Source organism: Lysobacter antibioticus (assembly GCF_000731095.1).
Classification (GTDB): domain Bacteria; phylum Pseudomonadota; class Gammaproteobacteria; order Xanthomonadales; family Xanthomonadaceae; genus Lysobacter; species Lysobacter antibioticus_B.
In genome coordinates this window covers 74,190-100,592 of record NZ_JMTZ01000014.1, presented here as the reverse complement: position 1 = coordinate 100,592, position 26,403 = coordinate 74,190, and the positions used below count along the sequence as shown (strand labels likewise).

Annotated in this window: 17 protein-coding genes; 7 read left to right on the top strand and 10 right to left on the bottom strand. The window is 68.7% G+C overall.

Going from position 1 to position 26,403, the window contains the following annotated elements:
* Positions 1-107: 107 nt before the first annotated feature.
* A complete protein-coding gene (locus tag EX88_RS0105830; protein WP_081930651.1) occupies positions 108-5,645 on the bottom strand; it encodes an AAA domain-containing protein in 5,538 nt (1,845 codons plus the stop codon).
* A complete protein-coding gene (locus EX88_RS0105825) occupies positions 5,642-6,895 on the bottom strand; it encodes a M48 family metalloprotease (RefSeq protein WP_200875802.1) in 1,254 nt (417 codons plus the stop codon). The genes EX88_RS0105830 and EX88_RS0105825 overlap by 4 nt, the downstream gene beginning before the upstream one ends.
* A 324-nt stretch (positions 6,896-7,219) precedes the next feature.
* Between EX88_RS0105825 and EX88_RS0105820 the strand changes: the two genes are divergently transcribed.
* The 4 genes from EX88_RS0105820 (at position 7,220) to EX88_RS0105805 (ending at position 13,216) form a co-directional block, all read left to right on the top strand.
* The gene (locus tag EX88_RS0105820; protein WP_031371065.1) at positions 7,220-8,503 is read left to right on the top strand and encodes an MFS transporter; all 1,284 of its coding nucleotides are present in this window, start codon (positions 7,220-7,222) and stop codon (positions 8,501-8,503) included.
* A 615-nt stretch (positions 8,504-9,118) separates the two neighbouring features.
* Positions 9,119-10,717: an N-acetylmuramoyl-L-alanine amidase gene (locus tag EX88_RS25770; protein ID WP_031371064.1), complete on the top strand. Its 1,599-nt coding sequence runs from the start codon at positions 9,119-9,121 to the stop codon at positions 10,715-10,717.
* 163 nt (positions 10,718-10,880) lie between these two features.
* On the top strand, positions 10,881-12,206 hold the full coding sequence (locus EX88_RS0105810) for a condensation domain-containing protein (RefSeq protein ID WP_081930650.1): 1,326 nt from the start codon (positions 10,881-10,883) through the stop codon (positions 12,204-12,206).
* Entirely contained in the window at positions 12,203-13,216 is a 1,014-nt protein-coding gene (locus EX88_RS0105805) for a glycosyltransferase (protein WP_051884583.1), read from the top strand. The genes EX88_RS0105810 and EX88_RS0105805 overlap by 4 nt, the downstream gene beginning before the upstream one ends.
* Before the next feature lie 120 nt (positions 13,217-13,336).
* Here the strand turns inward: EX88_RS0105805 and EX88_RS0105800 are convergent, their stop codons facing one another.
* The 7 genes from EX88_RS0105800 to EX88_RS0105770 all read right to left on the bottom strand — a co-directional run bounded on the left by EX88_RS0105800 (position 13,337) and on the right by EX88_RS0105770 (position 22,610).
* Positions 13,337-13,885, bottom strand: a complete 549-nt coding sequence (locus EX88_RS0105800; RefSeq protein WP_031371061.1) for a DUF6630 family protein — start codon at positions 13,883-13,885, stop codon at positions 13,337-13,339.
* A gap of 251 nt (positions 13,886-14,136) precedes the next feature.
* A complete protein-coding gene (locus EX88_RS0105795; protein WP_031371060.1) occupies positions 14,137-14,346 on the bottom strand; it encodes a cold-shock protein in 210 nt (69 codons plus the stop codon).
* A gap of 521 nt (positions 14,347-14,867) precedes the next feature.
* Entirely contained in the window at positions 14,868-15,773 is a 906-nt protein-coding gene (locus EX88_RS0105790) for a HEAT repeat domain-containing protein (protein ID WP_031371059.1), read from the bottom strand.
* 168 nt (positions 15,774-15,941) lie between these two features.
* On the bottom strand, positions 15,942-16,733 hold the full coding sequence (locus EX88_RS0105785) for a M23 family metallopeptidase (RefSeq protein ID WP_051884580.1): 792 nt from the start codon (positions 16,731-16,733) through the stop codon (positions 15,942-15,944).
* A 63-nt stretch (positions 16,734-16,796) separates the two neighbouring features.
* Positions 16,797-18,953 (bottom strand): SpoIID/LytB domain-containing protein, encoded by a 2,157-nt coding sequence (locus EX88_RS23530; protein ID WP_081930649.1) that lies wholly within the window; start codon positions 18,951-18,953, stop codon positions 16,797-16,799.
* Positions 18,954-19,164: 211 nt separating this feature from the next.
* Positions 19,165-21,075 carry an N-acetylmuramoyl-L-alanine amidase gene (locus tag EX88_RS26755; RefSeq protein WP_031371057.1) on the bottom strand — a complete coding sequence of 637 codons (1,911 nt, stop codon included), beginning with the start codon at positions 21,073-21,075 and terminating at the stop codon, positions 19,165-19,167.
* A 395-nt stretch (positions 21,076-21,470) separates the two neighbouring features.
* Positions 21,471-22,610, bottom strand: coding sequence for a lactonase family protein (locus tag EX88_RS0105770; protein ID WP_152566116.1), 1,140 nt, complete (start codon positions 22,608-22,610; stop codon positions 21,471-21,473).
* Positions 22,611-23,004: 394 nt separating this feature from the next.
* Between EX88_RS0105770 and EX88_RS0105765 the strand changes: the two genes are divergently transcribed.
* Positions 23,005-23,259 (top strand): DUF3297 family protein, encoded by a 255-nt coding sequence (locus tag EX88_RS0105765; RefSeq protein WP_031371055.1) that lies wholly within the window; start codon positions 23,005-23,007, stop codon positions 23,257-23,259.
* Between the two features lie 178 nt (positions 23,260-23,437).
* On the top strand, positions 23,438-23,920 hold the full coding sequence (locus EX88_RS0105760) for a DUF2165 family protein (RefSeq protein ID WP_031371054.1): 483 nt from the start codon (positions 23,438-23,440) through the stop codon (positions 23,918-23,920).
* Positions 23,921-23,939: 19 nt separating this feature from the next.
* Here EX88_RS0105760 and EX88_RS26465 read toward each other — a convergent pair whose 3' ends face one another.
* Entirely contained in the window at positions 23,940-24,425 is a 486-nt protein-coding gene (locus EX88_RS26465) for a tetratricopeptide repeat protein (protein WP_051884577.1), read from the bottom strand.
* A 338-nt stretch (positions 24,426-24,763) separates the two neighbouring features.
* On the opposite strand from EX88_RS26465, the gene EX88_RS0105750 reads away from it, so the two are divergent.
* A complete protein-coding gene (locus EX88_RS0105750) occupies positions 24,764-26,281 on the top strand; it encodes a VWA domain-containing protein (protein WP_051884615.1) in 1,518 nt (505 codons plus the stop codon).
* Positions 26,282-26,403: the final 122 nt, after the last annotated feature.

Genomic DNA, 26,403 nt, shown 5'->3' with positions numbered 1-26,403 from the left:
GGAAGGCTGCGCACGAGGCGGTTGGAATGAACCTTCACGATGCGGCCTGAACCGATGAGGTTCAACCGGCTCCGTGCCGCACCAGCGGATCGGAGCGTTCCATCGGCTCAGCCCAGCGCGGCCTCCGTATAGCCCTTGCGCAGCTTTTCCTCGATCAGCTTGATGACTTCGCGCTCGGCGCGTTCCGGCGTGTCGAACTGCTTGATCAGTGTTTGCCCGCGCGTGCCGACCCGGCCGAACACCACGGTCATCTCGCCCTCGTGCTGACCGATGCGCCAGAACTTGTTCGAGCTCCCCTGTTGCAGCAGGAACTCGCGCAGGACCGGTGCGGCCGTCGGCGTCGACACGGCCGCCTCCGGCACAGCCGTGTCCATCGGCATCGAAACGGTCTCGACCTTGCTGGCGGTATCGTCGGCCACGGCTGCATCAGCGGCCGGCGCTTCCTCGGCCGCACCGTGATCGGCCTGCATGCTGGCTTCGATGCGTTCCAGCATCGCCTGCGGGTTGCGCAACCACTCGCTCGATGGCAGGTCGATCACCCGCCAACCGAAGGCGCGCAGGATGCCGGGGCGGAACACATAGCGTTCGCGCACGTCCACGGGCACCGCCTCGCCGTCGACATCGGGCGCATCGAGCAGGATCGCCAGCGCATAACCTTCGCCGCCCGGGTCGGCGATGCCCAGGTCGCAGCGGAACTGCGAGCGCCCGACATGTTCGTGGACGACATGGCCGCGTTCGCGCAGGGCGCGCAACAGCGCGGCGCGGAAGGCGTCGCGCTTCGGCGCACTGGCGAAGGCCCGCTCGGCGCCGGGGTTCAAGGCGCCCAGCACGGTCTGCGAGCGTTCGGATTCGCCGCGCGCGCTGGCCTCGGCGAACTGCAGGAAGGCGCGCAAGGCGGCGGCGCCGTCGTTGTGGGTGTTGGTGATCGCGTCGGCGCGGATCGTGCTGACCACCGCCATGCGGTGCTTGGCACGGCTGAAGATCACGTTGAGGCGCTTCTCGCCGCCGCGCTGGTTGATCGGACCGAAGTTCATCAACATACGGCCGTCGGCGCCGGGCGCGTAGCAGATGCTCAGCAGGATCAGGTCGCGTTCGTCGCCCTGTACGTTCTCCAGGTTCTTGACGAACAAGCCGCAGAACTGGTCGTCGTCTTCGCGCAGGTACTCGCGCTCCAGGCGCATCGCGAAGTCCGCGTCCTCGGCCGCCAAGGCCTCCAGCGCCGATTCGATCTCGCCCTGTTGCGCTTCGGAAAAGGCGACCACGCCCAGGCTCAGGCCGGTCTCGCGGCGCAGCAGCTCGCGCACCAGGCCGGCGATGTAGCGCGCCTCGGCCAGGTTGCAGCGGTTGGCGTAGACGCCGTCCTCGACCCGGTGGTGGCTGATCGGCCGCGCCAGCAGCGCGTCGACGCCGGCCACCGCGGCCTGCGCTTCGGCGGCGCGTACGCTCAAGGACTCGTCGACGCGCGCATCGAGCCGGCGATCGGGGATGGTGATCAGGCGGCCATCGTAGAAAGCGGCGTTGGAGAAACTGATCAGCGCCTCGTGACGGCTGCGGTAATGCCAGGCCAGCAAGGTCGCCGGCAGGTTGCGCGCGGCCTGGTTGAGCAGGCTGTCGGCGTCGAGATTGATCGCGATGCGCTCGCCGTCCTCTTCGGCGACGACCTGCATGTCGTCCTCGTCGCCGGCCGCGGAGAAGAAGCTGGTCGGCGGCAACTGCATCTCGTCGCCGACCACCACCGCCTGGCGCGCGCGGCTCAGCGCCGGCACCGCTTCTTCGGTCGGGATCTGGCTGGCTTCGTCGAAGATCACCACATCGAACAGATCGGCGGCGAGCGGCAAGGTGTCGGATACCGACAACGGGCTCATCAGCCAGATCGGTTTCAGGTCGTTGACGACCAGCCCGGTATCGCCGCCGGCGAGTTCGCGGATCGAGCGGTAACGCATGCTCTTGCCGAACTCGTGTTCGAGCTCGCGCCGGCCGGTCGCGTAGCGTTTTTTGAACAGCTTGCCGTCGCTGTCGAGCTGGCTGGCCGACAGCGAGGACTGGCGCACGTGTTCGAGGAAGCTGCGGTGCAGGGTCGCCCGCACCACCGCGGCATTGCGTTCGAGCAACTGACGCTCGGCGCGGGCGACGCGCTGCGCTGCGTCGGCCAGGGTACGGCCGTCGAAGCGCGCGAGTTCGGGTTGCTCACGGTACAAGCGGGCCAGCGCCTCGTCGGCGACCAGGGCTTCGAGTTGCGGTGCCGGCAGATCGACCTGCTGCATGGCGTGCGCATAGGCCGGACCGGCCTGATGGACCGCGCGCAGCGACGGCAGGAAATCCGGCAAATCGTCGAGGCTCTCGCGCAGGTCGCGGGTCCATTCCGCCAGCTCGCCGAGACTTACGTTGTTCGGCATGTCGAGGCGACCGTCGACGATCTCCTGCAGGCGCACCAGCGGGGCGGCGTACTCGGCTTCGCGGGCGGCATGGGCGAGCGGGTCCGGCGCCGCGCGTAAGCGTTCGAGCAACTCGCGCAGCACCGGCGAGGCCGCCGACGCGCTGGTCCATTGGTCGAGCGTGGCCAGGCAGGCGGCGGCCGCAGGCGTGTCCAGGCGTGCGCGCAGGCGCTCTTCGGCCTGCGCATAAGCCGCGTCCGCCTGATGGTGAGCGGCCTTGGCCTGCAGCACCTGGCTATAACTCGGATGTACCGCGTGCTGGGCGAAGTCGTAGCTGCGCGACAGCACGCCGCGCAGGCGCCACCACGACGGCTTGAGCCAGCGCAGCAGCGAGGCTTCGTCGCGGCGCGCGATCGCCAGGGCCGCCTCGGTGTCCTGCACCGAGAACGGCGCGCGCCAGTGCACGGTGCCCTGCCCGGCTTCGGCGCGGCGCCGGTCCAGGCCGTCGAGTTCGTCGCGCTCGCGCCGCAGTTGCGCGCTTGCGGTCGAACCGGCATCGAGCAAATCCGGATGCGCCGCCAATCGGGCATCGCGCAGTCGCCGGGCCATCGACGACGCCTGCACCGCGTCGGCCAGACCCCGTTGAGGATTCAACAGGCTGCTCTCGTCCTCGAATGCGGCATCGAGGCGGTCGAGCAGCGGCTCGCACTCGTCGAGGCAGGCCACGGTCTGTGCATAGGCGCGTTCGTCGCCGAGCAGACCCGCCGACAGGCGCGCGAACGGATGACCGGCGAGGCGATCGAGGCCGAAGCGCTCCTGCATCAAGGCGCGCAAGCGCTCGCCGGATTCGCGATTGCGCTCCCACACCGCATAGTCGGGCAGACGCTCGCGTTCGGCCGCACCGATCTCGGCCTGCATCGGCGGCAGCTCGATCGAACGCCGCAACAGGCTGCGCACGCTGCAGGCCAAGCGTTCCGGCATCTGCGTCATGCCGCGCTCGTAGCCTTCGATCCGGCCGAGTTGCCCGGCCAATTCGTCCAGGCTCGCGGCGCGCGACTGACTCAGGCGCTCGTGCTGATGCGGCTGGGCGACCCAGCGTTCGTAACCCTCGCGCAGGTTCTGCACGAAGGCCTTCTTGTCGGTCTGCGAATCGTGGATCAGGCAACACAGCTCATCCAGGCCGGCCTGCTTGAGACGATGGAACACCACGTCCAGCGCCGCGCGCTTCTCGCACACGAACAGCACGCGCTGGCCGCGGCCGGCATAGTCGGCGATCAGGTTGGTGATGGTCTGCGACTTACCGGTGCCGGGCGGCCCCTGGATGATGAAACTGCGGCCGCCGCGGGCCAAGGCCACCGCGGCGGTCTGGGTGGCGTCGCTGGCGATCACGTTCCACTGCTCCGCCGGCGCGATCGGCGGCGGCGCGGCGATGTCGACCTCGCGCGGCTCGATCGAGAACACCTTGTCGAAGGCCGGGTTGGCGGCGCCTTCTTCGATCAGTTGCGCGTAGTCGCGCACCAGCGACATCTTGCGGTAGTTGAAATTGGCCAAGGTGACCTGGGTCAGGTCGAAATCCCAGGCGTAGGCATGGCCGTTGTCGTCCTGCAGGGCGTAAGTCGTGTGCTCGACCTCGTCCGCACTCGCGCTCATGTGCAGCGGAGTCGGCGTCGGGGCCGCACCGACCGCGCCGCGCAGCGGCAAGGGGCTCGGCTGGACGTGCTGGCGGAACAAGGCCAAACCCAGCGGACGGTAGTCGTCGCGTTCGTAACTGAAGTCCGGGCGCTGACCGTCGCTGCGCACGCGTCCGCCGCTGCGACGCTGATACTGTTGCAGGCGTTGCACCGCCTTGCGGCGGATCAGCTCGATCGCCGGCTTGCGTTGCAAGCGCAGCTCGACCCCGGGCTCGGAGGCGCGGATCTGCGCGGCGAGGTCGGCATGGATCGATTCCAGCGAGACCTTCTGCAGGTCGACGGTCTCGGGCAGGCGGATGTCGTAGAGCTGGCGCAGGTAATGGCGCAGTGCCGGGTTGAACTCGGCTTCGCCGTCTTCGCACTGGATGACGTACTGATCGCGCACGCCCTTCTTGCGCACCAGCTCGACCGGCAGCCACAACAGCGGCGAGACCATGCGCTGTTCGGGATCTTCCTTGAGGTTGTGCCAGCGCAGGAACGCGACCACCAGGCGCAGATGGCTGAAGCCGTACTCGGCGCGGTCGCGCCGGGTTTCCTGGGCGATGCGGTCGAGCGCGCCCGGCAGATACGGCTGGTCTTCGAAACGCAGCCAGCGATGCAGGCTGACCGCCTTGCCCGCGATCACCTCGTCGGCGAACTCGCCGCTCCAGGTGCACAGCTGTTCGGGACGGATGCTGCCGAGCTGCAGCACGATCGGCACGCTGGCGATGGTCAGGTTGACGCTGGCCTGGGTCGGGCGGAACTGCAGCAGGCGATTGCGCCGCGACAGGTCGAACAAACGGTCGCGCAGATGCGACAGCACCGCGACGCGGCGCGAGACCTCGCCCTGGGCGCCGGACAGGACGCGCTCGACATCCAGGCTCACCGGCTGATCGCGATAAGTCTCCAGGCGGCGCACGATCGAGGCCAGGTCGGTAGCGCGTTCGTGGCGATTCAGGGCGGTCATCTCGACCACGATCGCGGCGAGCACCGGGTTCAGGCGCGGGTTGATCCGGAACAGGTTCTGCCGTTGCGCGGCGAACAGTTCCAGGTCGTCGCCGTCGTCGAAGTCGAGCCCGCAAGCCAGGCTGGCGAGCACTTGCCCGAGTTGGAAGATGTCGCCGATTTCGTCGTGATGGCCGAGCGCCAGTTCCCACGAGGTATAGCCCGGCAGGTACACCGGATGCTCGATCGGCTGCGCGGCATCGCGCTGGGTCTGCAGGTTCTCGACCCGTGCGCCGTGTGCGGCGTCCTGGGTGACGCGCAACTCGCCGACGATGTTCAAGGTCGAGCCCGGCGGCGGTTGCAGGCGTCGTATCGCGTCCAGTTCGAGCCGCGGCAGGCGTCCGTCGGCTGCGCGCAGGCTCAGGCCCTGGCCGGCGACCTGGACGATATCGTCGGCGCCCAGCGCGGCGACGCGTCCGTGCGCATGCAACTGCGCGACCGTACGGAACAGCGGCAAGGCCAGGAACAAAACGTCGTCGGTGGCCAACCCGGCACCGCGCTGGGCTTCGACCACCGCACGCAGGCTGCTCGCCTGGGTCGGCAAGGCCGGCTCGTTCGCCGGTCCGTTTAGCGTCTCGTTCTCGGGCTCGTTCATGCGCTCGGTTCCTTGTCGAGGCGGCGCGCGAGCTTGTCGAGTTCGCGTTTGCCGAACCCCGCGTCGCGCTTGAGCGCAGCAATGAACTCGCTGCGGCCGCCCATCGTTTCGGCCAGGCGCGCCGCCTCGAATACCGCCGCTTCGCGCTGCGCTTCGTCGATCAGGGCGAAATCCAGCATCACGCAGTGCAGGTAACGGCGCACGCTGTCGTCGATACGTTCGGCGCTCAGTTCATCGTCGCTGGCGACCGCTTCGTCGGCACCCCAATCGGGAAAATAGGCGCGTGCCTGCTGTTGCCCCAGTTCGCCGCCCAAGGCTTCGAGCCGCAGCAGACGGGCGATGAAGCGCCGGGTCAGCGCGCTCAATGCGAGTTGGTCGAGCAGATCGAGACGATCGGCCGACAGCGGGCCTTGTAGGCGCCGGCGCAGCCAGGCATCGGTATCGGCGGCTCCATGCCACCAGCGTTCGACCGCCTGCGCGCGCAGATAGCTTTCCGGATGCGAATGGCCTTCGGAGCGGCGCCCGTCGGTCGATTCGAGCTCCTCGGCCTGGCGCAGGTAGGCCGCCGGATCGACGCTGCCCAGGCCGGTGTGCACCTTGACCAGGATCGCGATCGCCGGCGTCGCCGACTGCGCGGCGATCGCCGCGCCGCGGTCGGCGTAGATCTCGGTGTAGAGGCTGTACAGGCGCGCGCTCTCGGCATGGCTGGCGGCGGCCTGAGGGTCGGCCATACAGTGATCGAGGATGCGCTGCGCGGTGTAGTAGTCGCCGCCGTCGAGCGCCCACAGCCGGTAATGCGCGAGCTCGTGACCGAGCAAGGCGCTCAGTTCGGTCGCGTCGAGACGTTCGAGCACCGGCCCTTGCAGAACCACATGCGCTTCGCCGGGCAGGTACCACAGGCTGGCGCCCATCGCGCCGTCGCTGGCTTGGTACAGGGTCGTCGCCGCCTCGATGCCGAGCCGTTGCATGACCGTGGCGCAGATCGCATGCGCCTGCGGGTGCGATTCCGGCGTCAGGCGGTAGGTCTTGCGCAACAGTTCGGCGCGCAGTTCCTGGGCGTGCTGGGCCTGCACGCTGAGCGAGGACGCCCAGGCCCAAACCTCGGCTTCGGCGCGCTTGAGATGCGCGACCAGGGCCGCGTGATAAGGCAGCGGCGCCAGCGCGGGCGCTGCCGGCGGCACCGTCGCACTGTGCGTGTTGCCGCCGTCGGCTGTGCCGATGCCGTCCTGGACCTCGTTGCTTGCCACCACGATCCCGCGCTCCCTCGAATGTCTGAACGCCGCCCCGCGGATCGCGCCGCAGGGGCGGCGGCCCGATCACGATACCTCGCCTCGATGCAGGATGGTCGCCGCAGCGCAGCGCGCGTGACGGGGCTGCGAAGCGGGCGCGACTTTGCCGCAACTGACCGTTGCCACGGCGGTGCTGGCGCCGGCGGGTACGACTGGCCACACTGTCCGCTCACCATCGCCTGTCCGCGGCTGCGGACGCGCCGTCCACGACGGCGCCGACGATTCCAGTTTCCCGCGCGGCCGCATGCATCGCATGCCGGCGCGTTTTCTCCGACGAAGCTTGCCATGAGCGCCACCGCCGCCGTTTCCGCCCCGATCGCACGCCCGCTGTGGCAGGGACGCGCCTGGGTGCTGGTCGGCATCGTCCTGTCGGCGTTCACCCTGCGCACCGCGGTCACCTCGCTGACGCCTTTGCTCGACGCGCTCGGCCGCGAGTTCGGCTTCGGTTCGACCATGACCGGCGTGTTCGGGATGGTGCCAACCGCTGCGTTCGCACTGTTCGGCGTGGCGACGCCGGCACTGGCCCACCGCATCGGCCTGGAACGCGCCGCCCTGCTGGCGATGGCGATGGCCGCGCTCGGCCTGCTCGCGCGCGCCTTCGTCGGCAGCACCGGGCAATTGCTGATCGCCTCGGCGTTCGCCTTGGCCGGCATGGGCATCGGCAACGTCGTGCTGCCGCCGCTGGTCAAACGCTATTTCGCCGATCGCGTCGGCACGGTCAGCACCGCCTACATCACCGTGCTGCAGCTCGGCACGATCCTGCCGGCATTGGCGGCGGTGCCGCTGGCCCAGGCCGCCGGTTGGCGCACTTCGCTGGGCTCGTGGTCGCTGGTGGCGGTGGCCGCGGCGCTGCCGTGGATCACGGTGTTGTGGATGGAGGCGCGCGGCCGCTCGGCGCAAGCGCGCGCGCTGGCGCGGGCCCACGACGATGCGGTCTGCGTCGGCGACGAAGCGCCCGAACTCGGCACGCCCGCGGCCACCACCCCGCCCGGCCGGGTCTGGCGTTCGCCGGTCGCCTGGGGCATGGCGCTGATGTTCGGCATGACCTCGCTGGTCACCTATTCGATGTTCACCTGGCTGCCGAAGCTGCTGATCGAAGCCGGCGGCAGCCCCGCGCTCGGCGGCAGCATGGTCGCGCTGTTCTCGACCCTGGGCATGATCAGCGCGCTGTGCATGCCCGCGCTCGCGGTGCGCATCGCCAATCCGTTTCCGATCGTCATCGCCTGCATGCTGGCCTACCTGGGCGGCTTCGCCGGCCTGCTGCTGGCGCCGATGCACCTGACCTTCCTCTGGGTCGGGCTGATCGGCCTGGGCCCGAGCACCTTCCCGCTGTCGCTGACCCTGATCAATCTGCGCACGCGCACACCGGCCGGCTCGGCCGCGCTGTCGGGCTTCATGCAGGGGCTCGGCTACACCCTCAGCTGCCTCGGCCCCTTGTTGTTCGGTTGGCTGCACGACCTCAGCCACGGCTGGGCGTGGCCGTTCGCGATGCTCGGCGCCTGCCTGTTGGTGCTGGTCATCGGCGGGCGCCTGGCATGCAAGCCGCGCATGCTCGAAGACAGCTGGTAACGCGCGCCTTGCGGTTCTGGCCGCTGCGCCGGGCCTCGATCGCGGCGAGGGCTGTTTCGAGCACTGCGCGCACCGCAAGGCGCGCTGACGACGGCGCTCCGTTTCGTACTCGCACCACGCATCGCGACCCCACGGCGAGCGCCGGACGGCCGCTGTCTGGCCGTCAACGAATGGCATTGGTGCGCAGCGAACGCGGCGCCGTTTGATAACGAGACGGCGCTGCCGGTCTGAACCGGCGGCGGCTGAAGCGCACACCGGGCGCGGCTTGTTTCCACGCGAATTCCTCAGCGAACGAAGCGCTTCAACGAAGTCGAGGCGCTCCGGTGAATCGATCCTGCCCGTGCCAGCCATCGGGTGCGACCGCCGCCGGTGATCCTCATGCATGACGCATGGCGCCGCATCGGGCCCGGCAGCGCAACGCATTCATCGCAGTGAAATATTCGCGTCTACAGCGCACCACAGCGCCGGACTGGAAGCGTCGGCACAGATCGACGCATCGCAACGCGCCGGTTTCCGGCAACGGGTCACGTAAACCCTGCGGTTGCTCACGACAATGAACGAACGGGATCCATACGCGGCTTTCCACGGACTACACACTCCGAAGGAGATCGTTCGATGCATGTGCACTCACTCGCCGCAGCCCTCGGCTGTTCGCTGCTGCTGACCTCGGCGCTGGCCGTCGCGGCCGACCGTCCCGACCTCGAGGTTCTGCGTTTCGAATTCGACAAGACCCAGGCGCAAGTGCTGGCGCAAGCCCGGCGCGCGTCCTATCCCGAGTATTTCCGCCGCGCCTATGCGCGTTATCCGAACCTGCCGGCCGGCTCGCTGGAAGCGATCGCTTATGCCGAAACCGGCTGGAACCACGTCGCCCCCGAAGCGCAGAACCCGCGCGATGTGCACATGCCGCGTTCCTACGGCGTCATGGGCCTTTATCACGGCGGCGGTTTCGCCGATCAGGTCGGCGAAGGCGCGCGCCTGATCGGGCGCAGCGCGCAGCAGGTCATCGACGATGCGCAAAGCAACATCCTCGCCGGCGCCGCCCTGCTCGACCGCGCGCTTGCCGCCAGCCAGGGCGAACAGCGCAGCCGCGCCCTCGCCCAAGCCGAGGATCTGGCCCCGGTGCTGGCACGCTACGCCGGCTACGGCGCCTCCACTGGCGGCATCGCCGACTACGCGCGACAGAGCTTCGCTTATGGCGTGCTGCAGACGCTCGAACGCGGCGTCAGCGACCAAGGCGTCGAGATCCCGGCGCAACCGCTGCGGCTCGAACGCGCCTTCGGCGCCGGTCAGTTGCAGAAACTGCGCGCGCCAACCCTGTTGATCGACGCCGGCGCCGACAGCGTCCGCGTCGACCGTACACTCGCCGATCAGTTGGCCCGGCCGGCCGTCGATGTCGGCGCCAAGGCCGTCGATTTCGGCGAAGCGATCTGGAACCCGGCCAGCCCGAGCAACTACAGCACCGCTTCGAACGCGATGAGCGCGGTGATCCTGCACACGATGGAAGGCTCCTACGCCGGCTCGATCGCCTGGTTCCAGAACCCGAGCGCGCAAGTGTCGGCGCACTATCTGATCCGCAAGTCCGACGGCCAGATCACCCAGATGGTGGCGGAAAACCGCCAGGCCTGGCATGCGAAGTACCACAACTACTACACCGTCGGCATCGAGCACGACGGCCGCGCCGCCGATGCCGGCAACTGGTCGGCGGCGATGCTCAACGCCTCCGCGCGCCTGACCAAGAGCATCTGCGCGCGCCGCGGCATCGACTGCCGCACGGCCTGGAACGGCCCCGGCTACGACAGTTGGCATCTGGTCCCCGACAGCGTGCGGGTCAAGGGCCACGGCATGCTGACCCAGAACGAGAACCGCTACGACCCCGGCAAGTACTTCCCGTGGTCGAGCTATTACGGCCTGATCAACGGCGGCGGCACGCCGAACCCGCCGGGCAAGTACTGGGTCGACACCTTCGCCAATGCCACCGGCTACAAGTGGCCGTCGACCCTGACCCCGGTCGGCACCCTCTACCAGGGCACCCACTACGTCTACTGCAAGGCCTGGGGCCAGGAAGTGCGCGTCGGCACCAGCTACAACCACTACTGGCTCAAGACCGATCTCGACGTCGGCCCGGCCGGGGCCTGGGTGTCGGCGTATTACCTGAGCCGCTGGGGCAACGATGAGGCGCGCGACAACAACGGCGCGGTGATTCCGGACTGTTGATCCAACCGGCGAGCGCATCGCCGCGGTGCCCTCGTCCCGATCGGGCGAGGGCACCGCAACGGCATGAACGCCGCGCCACTGCGCGAACGGCCGCACCCGAGCTTTCCCGGCCAGCGGCGCCCTCGACGGCCCAGCTGGCGATTCACCCGATCGCGAGAACACGATGAAACGAAAGATGATGCTGTGCGAGCGGATCATGTACGTCGACCGCGAAACCCCGTTCACCCTGGTCCAGGCCGCGCGCATCCGCGGCCGGCTCGATCCGGAGCAGTTGCGCCACGCCCTCGACCGCATCCAGCTCAAGCACCCGATGCTGCGTTGCGCCGTGCTCGACGGCGACTCGCCGCAGATCGTGCTCGAGGACGATCCCGCGCCGATCCCGCTGCGCCTGGTCGCGCGCGAAAGCGACCAGGACTGGCTGCGCGAATCGCATATCGAACGCGAGACCGCGTTCGCCAGCGATCGCGCGCCGCTGATGCGCGCGGTCTGGATCCACGACGAAGACGGCGGCGAGTTGCTGCTGACCTGCCACCACTGCATCTGCGACGGTTTGTCGATGGTGACCCTGCTGCGCGAGACCCTGGCCCTGTGCGACTGCCCGGACCTCGATATCGGCCGCCATACCAGCGTCAACGGCATGGAGGACTTGCTGCCCGAGGAAGTCCTGAACGATCGCCGCGCCCACCGCAACGCGCGCTGGAAGGCGATGGCGTTCCGTCTGTTCTTCGCGGTGCGGCGCAAACGCACGCCGATACCGCAGGGCGAGTTTTATGTGCTGCGCTGGAAACTGCCGCGCGAAGCCAGCCAGGCCCTGGCCGAGCGCGCGCGCGCCGAAGGCGTGACGGTGTTCGCCGCCATCGCGGTCGCGTTCTCGCTGGCGTTCCGCACCATCCGCAGCGACCGCGCCAACGGCAAGGTGTTCGTGCCGGTCGACATCCGCAAGTTCCTGCCGCGGCTCAGCGCCGACAGCCTGTTCGCGTCCGCGCCCGGCGCCATCGTCGCGCTCGACAACCGCACCCCGCCGGACCAGATCGACGAACTCGGCTACTGGAATCAGGCGCGCGCGTTCAAGGCCCGACTCAACCAGCGCATCGAGCGCCTGACCCGCAACGTCTACGAGTTCTTCATCGGCCTGGAGCTGCTGCATTCGGTGTTCGACCAGTTCATCGCCGAGCGCCGCTCCGACCTCGATGCCTACGACGTCACCCTGTCCAATGTCGGCCGCATCGAGATGCCGCGCGACTACCACGGCTTCCACCTGGAAACTGTATACAGCCCGAGCCTGCACCTGCCCTGGCGCACCACCACCTCGGTGCTGATGTCGGGCTTCGCCGGCGAGCTGGATTTCAGCTTCATGTCCGACCTGCACTCGTTGCCGCGCGAGCAGGCCGAAGCGATCCGCGACCACGTCATCGCCTCGCTGTGGGAGCGCGGACGCACCGCCAATCCGGCCGAGACCGACATCCTGTCGGTGCGGGAAGCCGCATGAAGGTGGACCGCGACCTAGGCGCGGACGCGCCCTACGGTCCGCCGCCCGGCGACACCGCCGTCGAACCGGCCAGGACCCCGCGCGCGATCGATCCGCGCGCCTTCGGGGTGGTGTTCGTGCTGTGGCATCCGGATGCCTCGCACCTGATCCATCTCGACGATGCGCATGCCGCTTGTCGCCACGTCGTCGCCGTCGACAATTCGCCCGAGGCCGACGCTGACTTGCACGAGCGCCTGCGCGGCGCCGGCATCGAGGTGGTGTTCAACCGCAACGCCGGCGGCATCTCCGGCGCCTACAACCGCGGCGTCGAGGCCCTGCTCGCGCGCGGCTGCCAGGTGGTGTTCCTGCTCGACCAAGATTCGCAGCTCGGCCCGGAATTCTTCGCCCGAATGATGCAGGCCTGCGCCCAGGTCGGCAGCCAGGCCTTCGTGCTCGGGCCGAAAGTGTTCGAGGCCAACCTCGGCCGCTATCTGCCGGTGTTCTCGCCGGCCGGGCGGATGCCGCGACCGGAACGGATCGACGACCGCGTCGAGGGCCTGATCCCGACCCTGTTCGTGATTTCGTCGGGTTCGGCGATCTCGGCCGCGGCCTATCGCGAGCTCGGCGCGTTCCGCGAGGACTACTTCATCGAGTACGTCGACATCGAGTACGGCCTGCGCGCGACCCGCCAGGGCATCCCGGTCTACGTCAACGCCGCGGTCGAGATGCGCCAGCAGGTCGGGCGCTTCGTCAAGCGCGGGATATTTTCGACCAGCAATCACGTGGCCTGGCGCCGCTACTACGCCTCGCGCAACGCCGTGCACGCGCTGCGCTCCAACGCCTCGCGCTGGTCGGTGCATTGGCTGATCGAGTTGCTGACCCTGCACCAGGTGCTGTGCGTGCTGGTGTGCGAGGAGCACAAGCTGCGCAAGATCGTCGCCATCGCGGTCGGCTATGTCGACGGCGTGTTCGGCCGGCTCGGGGCGTTCGAGGAACGCCATCCGCGGCTGGCGGCGTTCTGCCGGCATTGAAGTGCGGGCGCAGCAGATGAGCGGCCGAGGCGGGCGTCGGTCGTGCCAGGGCGTGGTCGCGGCTTGCGCCGCTCCTACCCTGAAGCGGAGCGGTAGGAACGCTCAGCCGCCACCCGTGGATCAGTAAGCGTCGCTGCCCAGACGGATGTCGATGCCGAGCGCGGCGGCGACCGCTTCCATGTTCTCGTCGTCGCGACGCAGGGTGATCCAGCCGGCGTACATGTCGCTGCCGGTGTCGCGGTTCCACAAGGTGTAGCCGTGTTCGCGCAGGCGCACGAAGGCCTTGGCCATCAGCTCGGGCACATCGGTGGCGTCGAGGAAGTCCTCGTCGGTGGGGTCTTCCACGCCCCAGTCCACGCTGAGGTTCCAGCGCGAGGCCAGTTGCGCGATCGAATCGATGAAGGAGCCGGTGTCCTTCCAGTCGACGCGATAACCGGAGGTCCAGTCGATCACCTCCTGGATGGTCTCGGCCGGCTCGGCGTCGGCGTCGTCCTCGCAGGTTTCGCGGTAACGCGCGAACTGCTGCAGCGCGGTGTCCTCGTCGCCGGGGTTGATCAGCAGCATCAGCTGCCAGACCAGGGCCTCTTCGTCGAGTTCCTCGTCGCTGTCGCCACCGGCGAATTCGATTTCGTCGCCCTCGTAGTCGGATTCGTTGTCGGGTGCGCTCATGGGGTGGCGTCCGTAGGGGAAGGGAAATGGTGCGACCTGGCGGCCGGATTGGAAAGCCGGGGCGACGGACGGATGCGGCGGGCCCGGCGTAGCTGGGCCAAAAAACGAAAAAGCACGGCGTGGCCGGGCCCGCGAATGCAGCAGCCTGCCAGCGGCGAGCCCCAAAACGAAGAAGCCCGGCTTGCGCCGGGCTTCTCGATGCCACCCTGCCTTGCGGCGCGGGTAGCGAGGTCAGCGTTGAACCCGAGGGTTCAGACCGCCTGCACCTGGTCGGCTTGCAGGCCCTTCTGGCCCTGCGTCACGACGAAGGAGACCTTCTGGCCTTCCTGCAGGCTCTTGAAGCCCTGGCCCTGGATCGCGCGGAAATGCACGAACACGTCATCGCCGCTCTCACGGCTGATGAAACCAAAACCCTTGGCGTCGTTGAACCACTTGACAGTACCGATCTCACGATCCGACATGTTGCTTACTCCTTGAAACGTTGTGTTGGAATGCCGCTTTCACGGCGTTGGGGCTGGTTGCAAGGAGGAAGCGAGGTGGAACGATGGAGTGGATCAGCGATCTACGGCATCGGGTCACGACCTACGGTGACCCTTGACGAACTCAGCTCGTACACCGTAGTGGCCCGCGATGGGAAAATCAATTGGAGAAACGCACCCGCGTTCATTCGATTAGGCGATCCAGTGCACGGTTTGGAACATGCCGCTTGCAGCCGGGCGGTGCCAAAGGCACCCCGCAGGCTATCGCCCCAGCCTCATCCAATTGATTTCATTGAATTTTACGATTTTACTTCTGGCGATTGGACGACTGGGCGCCGGATAAACCGAATCCATTCGCTGCATCGAACCTGAACGACGTTCATATTCGATCGTCCCGAACCGATACCAAACCGGGGGCGATCCAGGCCCCGGGCGGCCCGCGGAACCCCGATCAGCGCCGATCCGCCCTGGGACCCGGGCCGGCGACCACCCGGTTCGAGGCTTCATCGGCCCTCGCCGCCGTCCTCGTCGGACTGCGTCTGGGCGCGACGCCAGATCCCGTACTCGGCGCGGTTGAGGCGAAACTCCTGCAGCGCGAACGTCGCCGCGCCGCGATCGGCCGCGCTCGACTCGGGATCGGCGGCGATGGCGAGCAAGGCTTCCTTGAGGCGCTCGCTGCGGATGCCCGAACCGAGCACACCGGCGATCGCTTTCGCGCGTACCTCCGCCGAGTTGTCGAGGATCGCGCGGTGCAACAGGTCCTCGACCTGTTCGCCGTCGTCCCATTGCGCAAGTTGCAGCACCGCCTGTGCGCGCAGGTTCGGATCGGGGTGACGCGCCAGCGCCGCCAGTTCGGCGACCACCGGCGCGGCGTCCTCGCTCGGCATCGTCGCCGGGGTCAGCATCGCCACCAATTCGCCCATGCGCTGCGGGTCGCCGCCGCGCTCGAGCTTGGCCAACAACGTCTGCCGCACTTCAGGGCGGTCCATCGAGTACGCGCGCAACAGCTCCAGTCCGTCGCGCTCGTCCTCGGGCCGGGTGCTGGCGCTGAGCGACAAGGCGAAACGCAGCACCTCCTCGCCCGACACCGCATTGAGCAAGGACAGCAGTTCGCCGCGCGCGGCGAGGTCGCGTTCGTTGCGGTAGCGCTGCAGCAGACTTTGCAGGAAAGCCGGATCGCGGCTGGCGCGTTGCCGCAACGACTCGAAGCTGATCCGCTCGTTGCCGAGCACCAGGTATTCCGGACTCGTCGCCGCATCGACCCCGGCCGGCTGCTGCGGCGCCGGTATCGAGGGCGGCGCCGCCGCCGGCGGTGCGGCCGTTACCTCGCGACGCGCCACATAGGCGCCGAGCGCGGCGCCCAGGACGGCGGAGATAAGGGCGACCAACAGCACCTGGCTGGATTTCATACGCGTTTCAAACCGGCGGAACCTCGTCGCAGGATAACGCGGCGCTTGTTCCGCGCTGCATTCCGCGCCTGCGAAACGAATCCGCCGGCACAAGCGCAACAAAGCCCCTCTCCCGTGGACGGGAGAGGGGTTACTGAGGGCAATCGGACTACGACCGCCCTCGGCGCATCAACAAGGCGGTGCGACGCGACCGTCCGAGCCGGTGTAGGTGTAGGCATCGGGAATGAAGCGACCGCTGCCGATCCGGTTCCAGATGTTGCTGGTGCCATAGGTGCCGGTGACCGAGGTACCGGTGGTCTGGCACTGGATCGTCACCGCGGTGCCGTCGGCCAGGCTGCCGACGATCGAGTACGAAGTGCCGGGACCGGAACGCACGTTCAGCGGGGTGCCGTTGGTATTGACCGTGCCCGAACCGGTGCCGCCGCCACTGCAGCTGTTGCGGCTGGTGTAGTTGGTGCTGTTGCCGCTTTCGTCGAAGTACTTGATCAACGCGCCGTTGAAACGGATGCGTTGGGCACTGCCGTTCAAGCGCTCTTCGAAGTGCAGGTGGGCGCCGAACGAGCCGCCGGTGTTGCCGACGGTGCCGATCGCCTTGCCGGCGGCGACGCTCTGGCCGACCGAGACCGAGTACGAATTCAGATGCGCATACAGGGTGCTCCAGCCGCCGCCGTGATCGATCACCACGTACTTGCCGTAGCTGGTGTCGCCGAGGTTGCGCACCACGCTGACGGTGCCGCCGACCGAGGCGACCACGGTGTCGCCCTCATCGTTGGCGCGATTGAAGTCGACCGAGTTCTGCGGGCGGTGGTTGGAGCGGGTCTGGCCGGCCCAGGTCTGGCCGCAGGGAAACGGCATCTGGAAGTTCGGCGCGGCCTCGGCGGCGGTGGCGAACAAGGCGGCGAAGGCGAACAGCGCGGACAGGCCGCGAAGTCGGATACGTCTTGCGTTGACTGCGTTCATGGCGGGGATACTCCATCGGTGATGGCCGCGCCGTTGCCGGCGGCGCGACGCGGTTGAAGGGGGTCAGTGCAGGATCTGGACGTCGTCCAGATAGAGGTTGACGTCGTAACTGGTCTGCTCGCGCAGGAACCACACCGCATCCAGGCGCACGCTGGCGGCGTCGATCGTGCCGTTGCTGGCGCCGGCCCAGGCGTTCCACTGCGCGGCATCGCCGAGCGACCATTCCAGCCAGGTCCATTGCCCGCTCGGAATCGCACGGCTGATCGCGCGCTCGGTGCCGTCGCTGTCGTCGATGCTCAGGCTCGCGCTGAGGCCGCTGGCGCCGGTATAGACCCAGAAGCCGACCTTGCCGCCGTTGCGGACCAGCTCGACGTTGTTGGCCGGCGTGCCGCCGCCCGACAACAGGCGCACCGCCCAGGCGCTGGCGACGGCGGGGTCGTCCTTGAGCAAGACCCGCAACGAGCAACTGCCGTTCTTGCGCGTGGCGCAGTCCTGCTGGGCCAAGGATGCGGTCGACACGCCGATCGTGCTGCCGGACGCGGTCGGCGCGCTGGCGAAACGGCCGACGCCGCTCTCGAAGCCGTCGAGCACGATCGCGCCGCCGCCCGGACCGCCGCCGCCCTCGTTGGCGAGGAAGGCGTTGCGCATGCCGCCGGGGCTGTTGTTGTTGTTGAAGTAGTGGTTGGCGATCCAGCGCCAGGCGCGGCCGTGGTTGGCGGCCCAGCGCTGCGTGCCCCATTGGCTCATGCCGCGGCCATGACCGAAACAACCGCGATTGCGCCCGACCTCGTCGGACAGACACGGCCAGTTATTGCGCGGCGAACCGTTGCGGCCGTTGCCGCAGCTGAGGTCGTTGTTGACGCAGGACAGGCCGTCGCTGGGGCTGTCCCAGGCGTTGTTCTCCGAGGAGTACTCGCTGAAGGCCGCGGTCTTGCCGTCGCGGGTCAACAGCACGCCGCGCGTGGCCGCCGCGGCCGCGACCGTCGCCGACACGCTGTCGGCGTTGAAGGCCTGGCAGGAGGTGCTGTTGCAGATGTCGTAGCGGCTGTTGACCGGGTGGGCGACGTAATACGCCGCATAGCTGCGGTAGGCGACGGCGCCGGCGGCGAGCGAGTCGGCGTCCCAGGACGGGATCCACTCCTCGTCGAGGCCGCGGCCGACGTAGTCTTCGAAACCGTAGACCGACACGCCGCTGCAGGAACGCCCCGAACAATTGGTGCCGACGCGGATGCTCGACGGCACCGGCACGCTGACCGCCTGCGCGATCAGGCGCTGCGCGATCGTGACCGAGGCCGGGCGCGCGGGATCCAGCGCAGCGTCCGCCTCGGCGGCGGCGTCGGATTCGGCCTGCAGCGCATCGGCGGCCGAGCGCGGCCGCTGCTGGTCTTCGCGCTGACGCGCGCGCACTTGCACGTGGCTGCGATCGATCACCACGGTCGAACCGGCGCCGGCTTCGAGATCGACGATCAGGTGGCGGCTGTCGTTGAGCAGCGGCAGGCCGGTCAGGCGCTGGCTGCGATACCCCTTGGCGCTGACGGTGATTTCCACCGTCGCCGGCAAGGCCTCGTTGTCGCGCGCCAGGGCCCGCGGCAGTTGCGCGGACAACTCGAAATAACCCTCGCCGTCGGCGGTCGTGCCTGCGCCTTGGCTGCTGCGCACCTGCGCGCCGGCGACCGGACGGCCGCTGCGATCGTAGACATGGCCGCTGAACACCGCGCACTGCGCGCAAGCCGCGGCCTTCAGCGCCAACAGATCCAGGGCTTCGGACGGCATCGACGGCGACAGCCACACGGTCACCGGCAGTACCGGCGCGGCGTCGATCTCGACCCGGGTGCTGAGGCTGTCGTAGCCGGGCGCGCTGACGATCAGCTCGTAGCGGCCTTCGGCCAAGGCCGCGACGCGGCCGCCGCGGGTGGTGATGCCGAGGTCGTGCACGCGCGCTTCGGCGCCGCGTGCGATTACGACCAGGTGCGAATCCAGCGCGCGGCCGCTGACGCTGTCGCGTACGCGGATATCGAGCGCGCGGCTGGCGGATGCGCTGTTCGATGCCGGCGTGGTCGAGCCGGCGCGGCTGGCGCGATGCGCCGCGCCCGGCGTGCGCAGCCATTGCGCGAATACGGCGCCGGCCAGCAGCAGGGCCAGGACCGCCAACCAGGTTGGCAGGCGACGCGGCGATCTCGATGGGCGCGGCGCTTCGGGCGCTTGCGGGTGCTCGGACATGGACGATCCCCTGTGAGTGACGAAACCGTCCGCAGGCGCGCTTCACGCCGATCGGCGGTGCGAAGTGGTGCGCGTGCGGCCGCGATGATCCGAAGCGCGCAGGCCGGTTGCGGGGGGCCGGCCTGCGCCGAAGCGCGCAGGCCGGTTGCGGGGGGCCGGCCTGCGCGCGGAGGGATCGGTGGTGAAACTCTCGGATCAGTGCTTGGTCGGATCAGTACTTGACCTGGACGTCGTCGAGATAGAGGTTGACGTCGTAGCTGGTCTGGTCGCGGTACAGCCAGATCGCGTCGAGCTTGACCGTGCTGGCGGTGATCGCGCCGTTGGCGTTGCCGACCCAGGCGTCCCACTGGGCGGCGTCGTCCAGGCGCCACTCCAGGTAGGTCCAGGTGCCGGCCGGGATCGCACGGCTGATCGAACGCTCGGTGCCGTCGCTGTCGTCGACGCCGAGCGCGGCGCTCATGCCGGTCGCGCCGGTGTAGACCCAGAACCCGACCTTGCCGTTGGCGCGCGTCAGCGTGGCGTTGCTGGCCGGCGTGCCGCTGGCCGACAACAAGCGCACCGCCCAATCGCTGGCGCTGGCGGTGTCGTCCTTGAGCAGCACGCGCAGGGAGCATTCGCCGTTCTTGCGGGTGGCGCAGTTGCGCTCGCCGAGCGAAGTCGCGGCGATACCGGTGGTGCTGCCCGAATAGGCCGGGCCGGTGTCGAAGTGGCCCACCGTGCTCTCGAAGCTGTCGATCACCGTGCCGGTGCCGCTGCCCGGGTTGAGCAGGTTGTAGTAGCGCGCCCAGTCCCAGTTGATGCCGGGGTCGGTGTGGTCCTGGCCGCTGTAATGCTGGTGGCCCTTGACCTTGACGCTGGTCGGCAACACGTTGACGCCGCTGCCGCCCGGGCCGCGGAACGCGCTGGCGCAGCTGATCGCGCTGTAGCGGGCGCAGAAGTGCCGGGTGAGCGCCGCCGAGGCGTTGTACATCGCGCTGGTGTACCAGCTGGCGTTGTTGATGAAGCCTTCGTGCTCGATACCGAGCGTGGTCTTGTTGTGGATGCCGACGTGATGCGAGGCGCGGTCCTCGCGCACCATCTGGGTGATCTGGCCGTCCGAGCTGCGGATCAGATAGTGCGCGCTGACACTCTTGGGGTTGTTCTGGAACCAGGAAATGCTGCCGGCGTAATAGCCCTGCATCGTGTGGATGGTGACCGAGTCGTACGAGGTGCGGGGGGAGTGATAGGGCGACGCCACCCACAAGGCCGGACCGTAGTCGGTGCTCTTGGTGTCGGCGCTGTCGAGGCCCGGCGCGGTCAGGGTTTCGCTGAGCGGGTCGATGGCGTAGTCGCCGCTTTTCAGGCCCTGCGTCTCGACCCGATCGCGGGCCAGGTCCAGGCGCACGAACGGTGCGCGCAGTTGCACCAGCTTGCGCGCGTCGAAGGCGCGCTCCCAGGCCACCGGACGCTCCGGCACGACGATGCCGCGGTCGTTGACGCCTTTGTCCTGGGCCAGCAGCACGTCGAAGGCAAAGCTCGAACGCGCGTGGTCCTGGATGGCGCTGCGCGCGAGCGCGTTGCCGCCGCGGGCGAAGCCGGCATAACGCTCCAGCGCCGGGCGCGTGGCCTCGGGCGTAGCCTTCGCACCGACGCCATCGGCGCGCAGCTCGCGATCGAGCAAGGCGGCGGCAGCGAGGATGTTGCTCAAGGGATCGCGCTGCACCCGCGCCGCCGGCACGCCGAGCAGCCGGGCGCCCTCGCCGACCTGGTCGGCGAAGCCTTCGCCGCGGTACAGGCCCATGACGCCGTAGGAGCGCGGCATGTGTTGGTGCTGCTCGCCGTATTGGGCTGTGCTCGGCTGCAGGTGCTGCCAACGGCTCATGACGTAGGCGACCGATTCGAGCGTGCCGGCCGGGATCGCCGGATAGCGCGCATAGGCCTGGCGGAAGTAGTCGGCGTAGACGGCGCGGTCGACCCGCGCCAGCGATTCCTCGACCTGCAGACGCTGGGCCAGGCCCCGGTCCTCGGGCGCCGGTCCGGCGATGGCGAGCCAGGGCGCGGCGAGGGCCAACAGGCCGACCACGGCGAGCGACAGCGACGACGGCAGGCAGGCGGCGAACCGGCGTTCGGAATATTTGTTCATTTTTGTTTCCCCATGAGAATTAAAAATTCCCCGCGGGGTCCTTGTACTGCATTTGCCAGACTGGCAAGTGCTGTTCGAGGCGGTTTTGCGTAGCAAAATCGCGATTCGCGACTTCCATCACCCCTGAACTGCGCCGGTTGGCGCCCGGTCTCACGAGCGCCGATCCGGCCTCTCCCGCTGCAGGAAGCACGCTGCGCTGCACCGCGTCATCTTCCTCCGGCGGCCGGCGGCCTTCATCCTCGGGCTGACCCCAGTGGGGTCTCCCGGCTCCGCGCCTGCTCAGCCCGACCGCCCCGCCGCGGCCCGGAAACGTACGAGGCCCGGACATGCCGGGCCTTGCGAGGGCGAAACCAAGTGCGGGTGCGGCGGCGTGTCGCCGCGAACGGCCAGCGAACTCAGTTAGCCGGCGCGAACTTGATGTCCGACGGCGCCACGGCTTCCAGCGTTTGCACGGTCTTGCCGAGCCTGCCGTCGGCGGGATCGCGCTCGATCACCACCAGGTTGCCGCTGTGTTGGTTGGCGACGATCAGATGGCGGCCATCGGGCGAGAGCGCGAATTCGCGCGGCCCGCGGCCTTCGCTGCTGCGGCGCTGCAGCGCCGACAAACGCCCGCTGTCCGCATCGACCGCGTACACGGCGATGTGGTTGTCCTCGCCGCGGTTGCTCGCATACAAAAAGCGGCCGTCGGCGGACAGATGCAGCGCCGCGCCGGCATTGCCGGTGCTCCGGCCCGGGTCCATCGCCAGCGTCTGCACCGGTTGCAGGCGGCCATCGGCGTAGTCGAGCACCACCACCTCGCCGCTCATCTCCAGCGTCAGATACGCATGCCGTCCGGAGGCATCGAACAGCAGATGACGCGGGCCGCTGCCGGGCGGCAGTTCCAGGAACGGCGTCGCCGCCGCGCGCAGCGGACGTTCGCCGCTGCGCGCCGGGTCGTAGCGATAGGCATAGACCTTGTCGGCGCCGAGGTCGGCGGCGAACACATGCCTGCCGTCCGGCGACGGCACCGCGGCATGCACATGGGTCGACAGCTGGCGTTCGCGATCGGCCTGGCTGGCGCGATGGGTCAGCACCTGCACCGCCGACTGCAAGCGGCCGTCGCCGTCGACCGGCATCACCGCGAGCGTGCCGCCGGGATCGGCGTTGACCGAATAGTTGGCGACGAACAAATAGCGCCCGTCCAGGCTCAGCGCCGCATGCGCGGGCTCGTCGCCGAGACAGTTGGCCTGCGACAGCGGCCGCGAGCGTTCGCCTCCGCGCGCGAGGGCGAAGCTGCTGGCGCGGCCGACCGGGTCGTCCGACTCGGGGCCGTTCTCGTTGACCGCGAACAAGCGGCGGCCATCGGCGGAAAAGGCGAACCACGAGGGGTTGTCGGTCTCGATCACTTCCAGCGGCTGCGGCTCGATGCGCCCCTGGGCGGGGTCGAAACGATAGCGGCCGATGCCCTTGCAGACCGCACCGGTGTAGCAGCCCACCAACAACTCGGGTTGCGCGCGCTGTTCGGCAGCGGTGGCGGGTGCGGTAACAAGCGTCATCGACAGGCTCCAGGCAAGCAGGGGGGATCGCAGGATCATCGGGCTCTCCGGCGCCGGCGGCGCGACGCCCGATCCTGCACCAGCGCGCGGCGATGGCCAAGCCTGGGCGGTCGCGGCGCTTACCCTGTAATTTCACCGCAGCCGTCGCGGCCGGCAGTGGGGCGAATTCGCCCGCGGTTTCCCGCGTTTGTCCGGACGCCGGACTTTCACGGCGCCCCGGGCTCACCGCCGGCATCGACGCGGCCGCGCAGGCACCGCGCCAAAACCCGCCGCCGCGCGGACTGGGCCGGGCACGACGGTGCGCGTATCCTGAGCGCCGAATCTCCAACGCCCCGGTCGCCCCGCGCCGGGTCGGCCTCGTACCACGTCAGTTCACTACCGAAAGAGCGCCAGCATGACCGACACCCCGCCCGACCGCCTCTCCAACGACACGCGCAGCCCCTATTACGACCCGGCCGTGCTCGAACGCGGGATCGGCCTGCGCTTCAACGGCGTGGAGAAGAACAACGTCGAGGAATACTGCGTCAGCGAAGGCTGGGTGCGCCTGCCGGTCGGCAAGTCGCTCGACCGCCGCGGCAACCCGATGACGATGAAGGTCAAGGGCCAGGTCGAGCCCTATTACCTGACCGAAGCACCGCAGGCCGACTGAGTCCGCCTGCCCGCGCCGCGCCGTTGCCCACCGGGGCACGGCGCGTCGCGATGTTGTTTGCTGACATTTTTTTCGCGGGCGATGTCTTAAACCCGCCTCCTGGATCGTCGATACAGCAACAGCCCCCGAATGCCGCGCCCGCGGCGGGGCGCACCGCTACGACCTTCCGGAGATCCGCATGTCCCTCGCTGCCAGCCTGTTGTTGTTCAAGCTCGTCTTCATCGCCGGTCTGGCGTTGTGGCTCACCGTCGTCGCGTTCAACAACCTCATCGCCTTCCGCAACGGCGTGTTCGCGCTCGGTTCGATCATGCGCATGGCGCCGTTCGAACAAGCCCCGGCGATCCAATCGCCCCTGCTGTCGCGCAGGATCGAGCAAACTTCCTGGCACCGCGCCGCATTCTCGATCGTGCTCGGCGCCGAGATGGTCACGGTGGTGCTGTTGTGGGCGACGGTCGCCGCGCTGGCCGGCCTCGCCACCTCCGCCGACGCGATCATCCTGGCCAACCTGGCGCTGACCGCGCTGATGGCGACCAGCTTCCTGATGGCGGTCGGCGGCAGCTGGTTCGCCTATTACATCCGCCAGGACAACCTGCAACTGATCCACTTCGTCCTGGTCGCGGTGGCCGTGCTCGGCCTGCTCGCGGTCAATCTGCGCCCCTGAGCGCAGCGCCCGGGCCTGCTCAGGCGGTGGCGGTCTCGCGCCATTGCTCGCACAGCCGGCGCATGTCGCCGGCCAGGGCCGGCACCGGTTGCGGCAAGCGCAGCGCCGCTTCGAGCACGGCGCAGGCGCGGTCGCGGTCGCCTTCGGCCGCGGCCGACAGGCCGCGCGCATAAGCGCCGAGCGGATCGGCCTGGGCCAGCACCGGCGCCAGCCATTCGCACGCGTCCTTGGCGGTGCCGCGCATCAACAGCAACTGCGCCAACTGGAAACGGGCGACGACGAATTCCGGCAACACCGCCAGCACCGCGCGCAAGCGTTCCTCGGCGCGATCGAACAAGCCGAGCTGGGCGTGTTGGATCGCCAGCAGGTACTGCACGTGCAGATTGTCCGGTTCGCGTTCGAGCACGCGCTGCAGCAGGCGCACGGCCTCGACGTCGCGCGCCTGGTGAATGGCGTCGAGCGCAAGCCGCAGCAGGTCGGCGGTGGCGAGCCGGTCGGGGGTCATCGGGGCCTGGCGCCTCCCCGGCGCCGGCATTCGTAATGAACGCAGATTGTGGACCAAGCCGGGCCAACGGAAAACGACGGCGGTCATAACGAAAAGCGAAGACGCACTTGCCTAGTGTGGCCATCGCCGTCGCCTCGACCCCATCGCTCGCCGGCCGACGTTCCCAAGACGCACAACCCGATCAACGGAGGATCACCATGTTGCTGCGCAACCGCCCCACCCCCACCCGCTTCCCGGCTGCCGCCCTCGCCTGCGGCATCGCCTTCGCCCTGCTGCTGGGCGCCTGCGGCAAGAAAGTCGAACGCGCCGACGCGCCGGCTTCGGCCGAAGCGATGTCGATGCCGATGCCCGCGAAAGTCATGATGGCCGAGCCCGACCAGTCGGCCCCCGCCAACACCGAGAAATACGCCGAGATCGAACCCAACCCGATCCACCGCGCCGCCGAGCAACCGGTCTCGACCTTTTCCATCGACGTCGACACCGGCAGCTACGCCAACGTCCGCCGCATGCTCGCCGCCGGCGAACTGCCGCCGAAGGACGCGGTGCGGGTCGAGGAGCTCATCAACTATTTCGACTACGGCTACCCGGCGCCGGACTCGAAGGACACGCCGTTCAAGGTCAGCACCGAGCTCGCGCCGGCACCGTGGAACGCCAAGCACGTGCTGATGCAGATCGGCATCCAGGGCTACGATGTCGACCGCAGCGAACTGCCGCCGGCCAACCTGGTGCTGTTGATCGACACCTCCGGCTCGATGGACGAGCCCGACAAGCTGCCGCTGCTGAAGAAAGCCTTCGCCCAGTTGGTCAAACAACTGCGCCCGCAGGACCGGATCTCGATCGTGGTCTATGCCGGCTCGGCCGGCCTGGTGCTGCCGCCGACGCCAGGCGACCGCGGCGGCGAAATCCTCGACGCACTCGAACGCCTGCAGGCCGGCGGCTCGACCAACGGCGGCGACGGCATCCAGTTGGCCTACGCCACCGCGCGCCAGGCCTTCATCCCCGACGGCATCAATCGCGTCCTGCTCGCCACCGACGGCGACTTCAACGTCGGCACGGTCGACCAGAAGGCGCTGGAGACCCTGGTCGCCGACCAGCGCAAGTCGGGCATCGCCCTGAGCACGCTCGGTTTCGGCAGCGGCAACTACAACGACTCCATGGCCGAGCAGTTGGCCGACGTCGGCAACGGTAACCACGCCTATATCGACAGCGCCCTGGAAGCACAGAAAGTGCTCGGCGAAGAACTCGGCTCGACCCTGCTGACCATCGCCGGCGACGTCAAGATCCAGGTCGAGTTCAACCCGGCGGTGGTCGCCGAGTACCGTTTGATCGGCTACGAAAACCGCCTGCTGCGGCGCGAAGACTTCAACAACGACCGCGTCGACGCCGGCGAGATCGGCGCCGGCCACGACGTCACGGCTTTGTACGAAGTGGCCCTGGTCGGGTCCGGCGGCGAGTCGGTCGATCCGCTGCGTTACGCGGCGGCCAAGCCGGCCGGCGAGGCCAAGGCCGGCGACGGCGTGCGCAAGGACGAACTCGCTCTGCTGCGCCTGCGCTACAAGCGTCCCGGCGAAAACGACAGCCGCCTGATCGAGACCCCGTTGCGGCGCCAGGACATCGCCGCGCAAGCGAGCGAACGCCTGCGCTTCGCCGCCTCGGTGGCCGGTTTCGGCGACCTGCTGCGCGGCGGCACCCACGTCGACGCGAACTTCGGCTGGGACGGGGTGATCAAACTCGCGGCGGATGCGCGCGGCGACGACCGCAACGGTTATCGCGGCGAATTCCTGCGGCTGGCGGAAACGGCGCGCGGGCTGCAGGCCTCGGCGCCGGCGCGCGGTGCGGCGGTCGTCGGGGAATGAACTGCGGGCATTCCCTCTCCCTCTCCCTCTCCCTCTCCCGCTTGCGGGAGAGGGCTAGGGTGAGGGCGCTTTTTAGCTTTGCCCTGAATAACTAGCTACGGCCGCACCAGCGTTACGCGCCC

Bases quoted from the DNA above. Each gene is read 5' to 3' on its own strand.
- EX88_RS0105830 (WP_081930651.1), bottom strand. From the start codon at position 5,645: ATGAACGAGCCCGAGAACGAGACGCTAAACGGACCGGCGAACGAGCCG.
- EX88_RS0105820 (WP_031371065.1), top strand. From the start codon at position 7,220: ATGAGCGCCACCGCCGCCGTTTCCGCCCCGATCGCACGCCCGCTGTGG.
- EX88_RS25770 (WP_031371064.1), top strand. From the start codon at position 9,119: ATGCATGTGCACTCACTCGCCGCAGCCCTCGGCTGTTCGCTGCTGCTG.
- EX88_RS0105810 (WP_081930650.1), top strand. From the start codon at position 10,881: ATGAAACGAAAGATGATGCTGTGCGAGCGGATCATGTACGTCGACCGC.
- EX88_RS0105805 (WP_051884583.1), top strand. From the start codon at position 12,203: ATGAAGGTGGACCGCGACCTAGGCGCGGACGCGCCCTACGGTCCGCCG.
- EX88_RS0105800 (WP_031371061.1), bottom strand. From the start codon at position 13,885: ATGAGCGCACCCGACAACGAATCCGACTACGAGGGCGACGAAATCGAA.
- EX88_RS0105795 (WP_031371060.1), bottom strand. From the start codon at position 14,346: ATGTCGGATCGTGAGATCGGTACTGTCAAGTGGTTCAACGACGCCAAG.
- EX88_RS0105790 (WP_031371059.1), bottom strand. From the start codon at position 15,773: ATGAAATCCAGCCAGGTGCTGTTGGTCGCCCTTATCTCCGCCGTCCTG.
- EX88_RS0105785 (WP_051884580.1), bottom strand. From the start codon at position 16,733: ATGAACGCAGTCAACGCAAGACGTATCCGACTTCGCGGCCTGTCCGCG.
- EX88_RS23530 (WP_081930649.1), bottom strand. From the start codon at position 18,953: ATGTCCGAGCACCCGCAAGCGCCCGAAGCGCCGCGCCCATCGAGATCG.
- EX88_RS26755 (WP_031371057.1), bottom strand. From the start codon at position 21,075: ATGAACAAATATTCCGAACGCCGGTTCGCCGCCTGCCTGCCGTCGTCG.
- EX88_RS0105770 (WP_152566116.1), bottom strand. From the start codon at position 22,610: ATGACGCTTGTTACCGCACCCGCCACCGCTGCCGAACAGCGCGCGCAA.
- EX88_RS0105765 (WP_031371055.1), top strand. From the start codon at position 23,005: ATGACCGACACCCCGCCCGACCGCCTCTCCAACGACACGCGCAGCCCC.
- EX88_RS0105760 (WP_031371054.1), top strand. From the start codon at position 23,438: ATGTCCCTCGCTGCCAGCCTGTTGTTGTTCAAGCTCGTCTTCATCGCC.
- EX88_RS26465 (WP_051884577.1), bottom strand. From the start codon at position 24,425: ATGACCCCCGACCGGCTCGCCACCGCCGACCTGCTGCGGCTTGCGCTC.
- EX88_RS0105750 (WP_051884615.1), top strand. From the start codon at position 24,764: ATGCCGATGCCCGCGAAAGTCATGATGGCCGAGCCCGACCAGTCGGCC.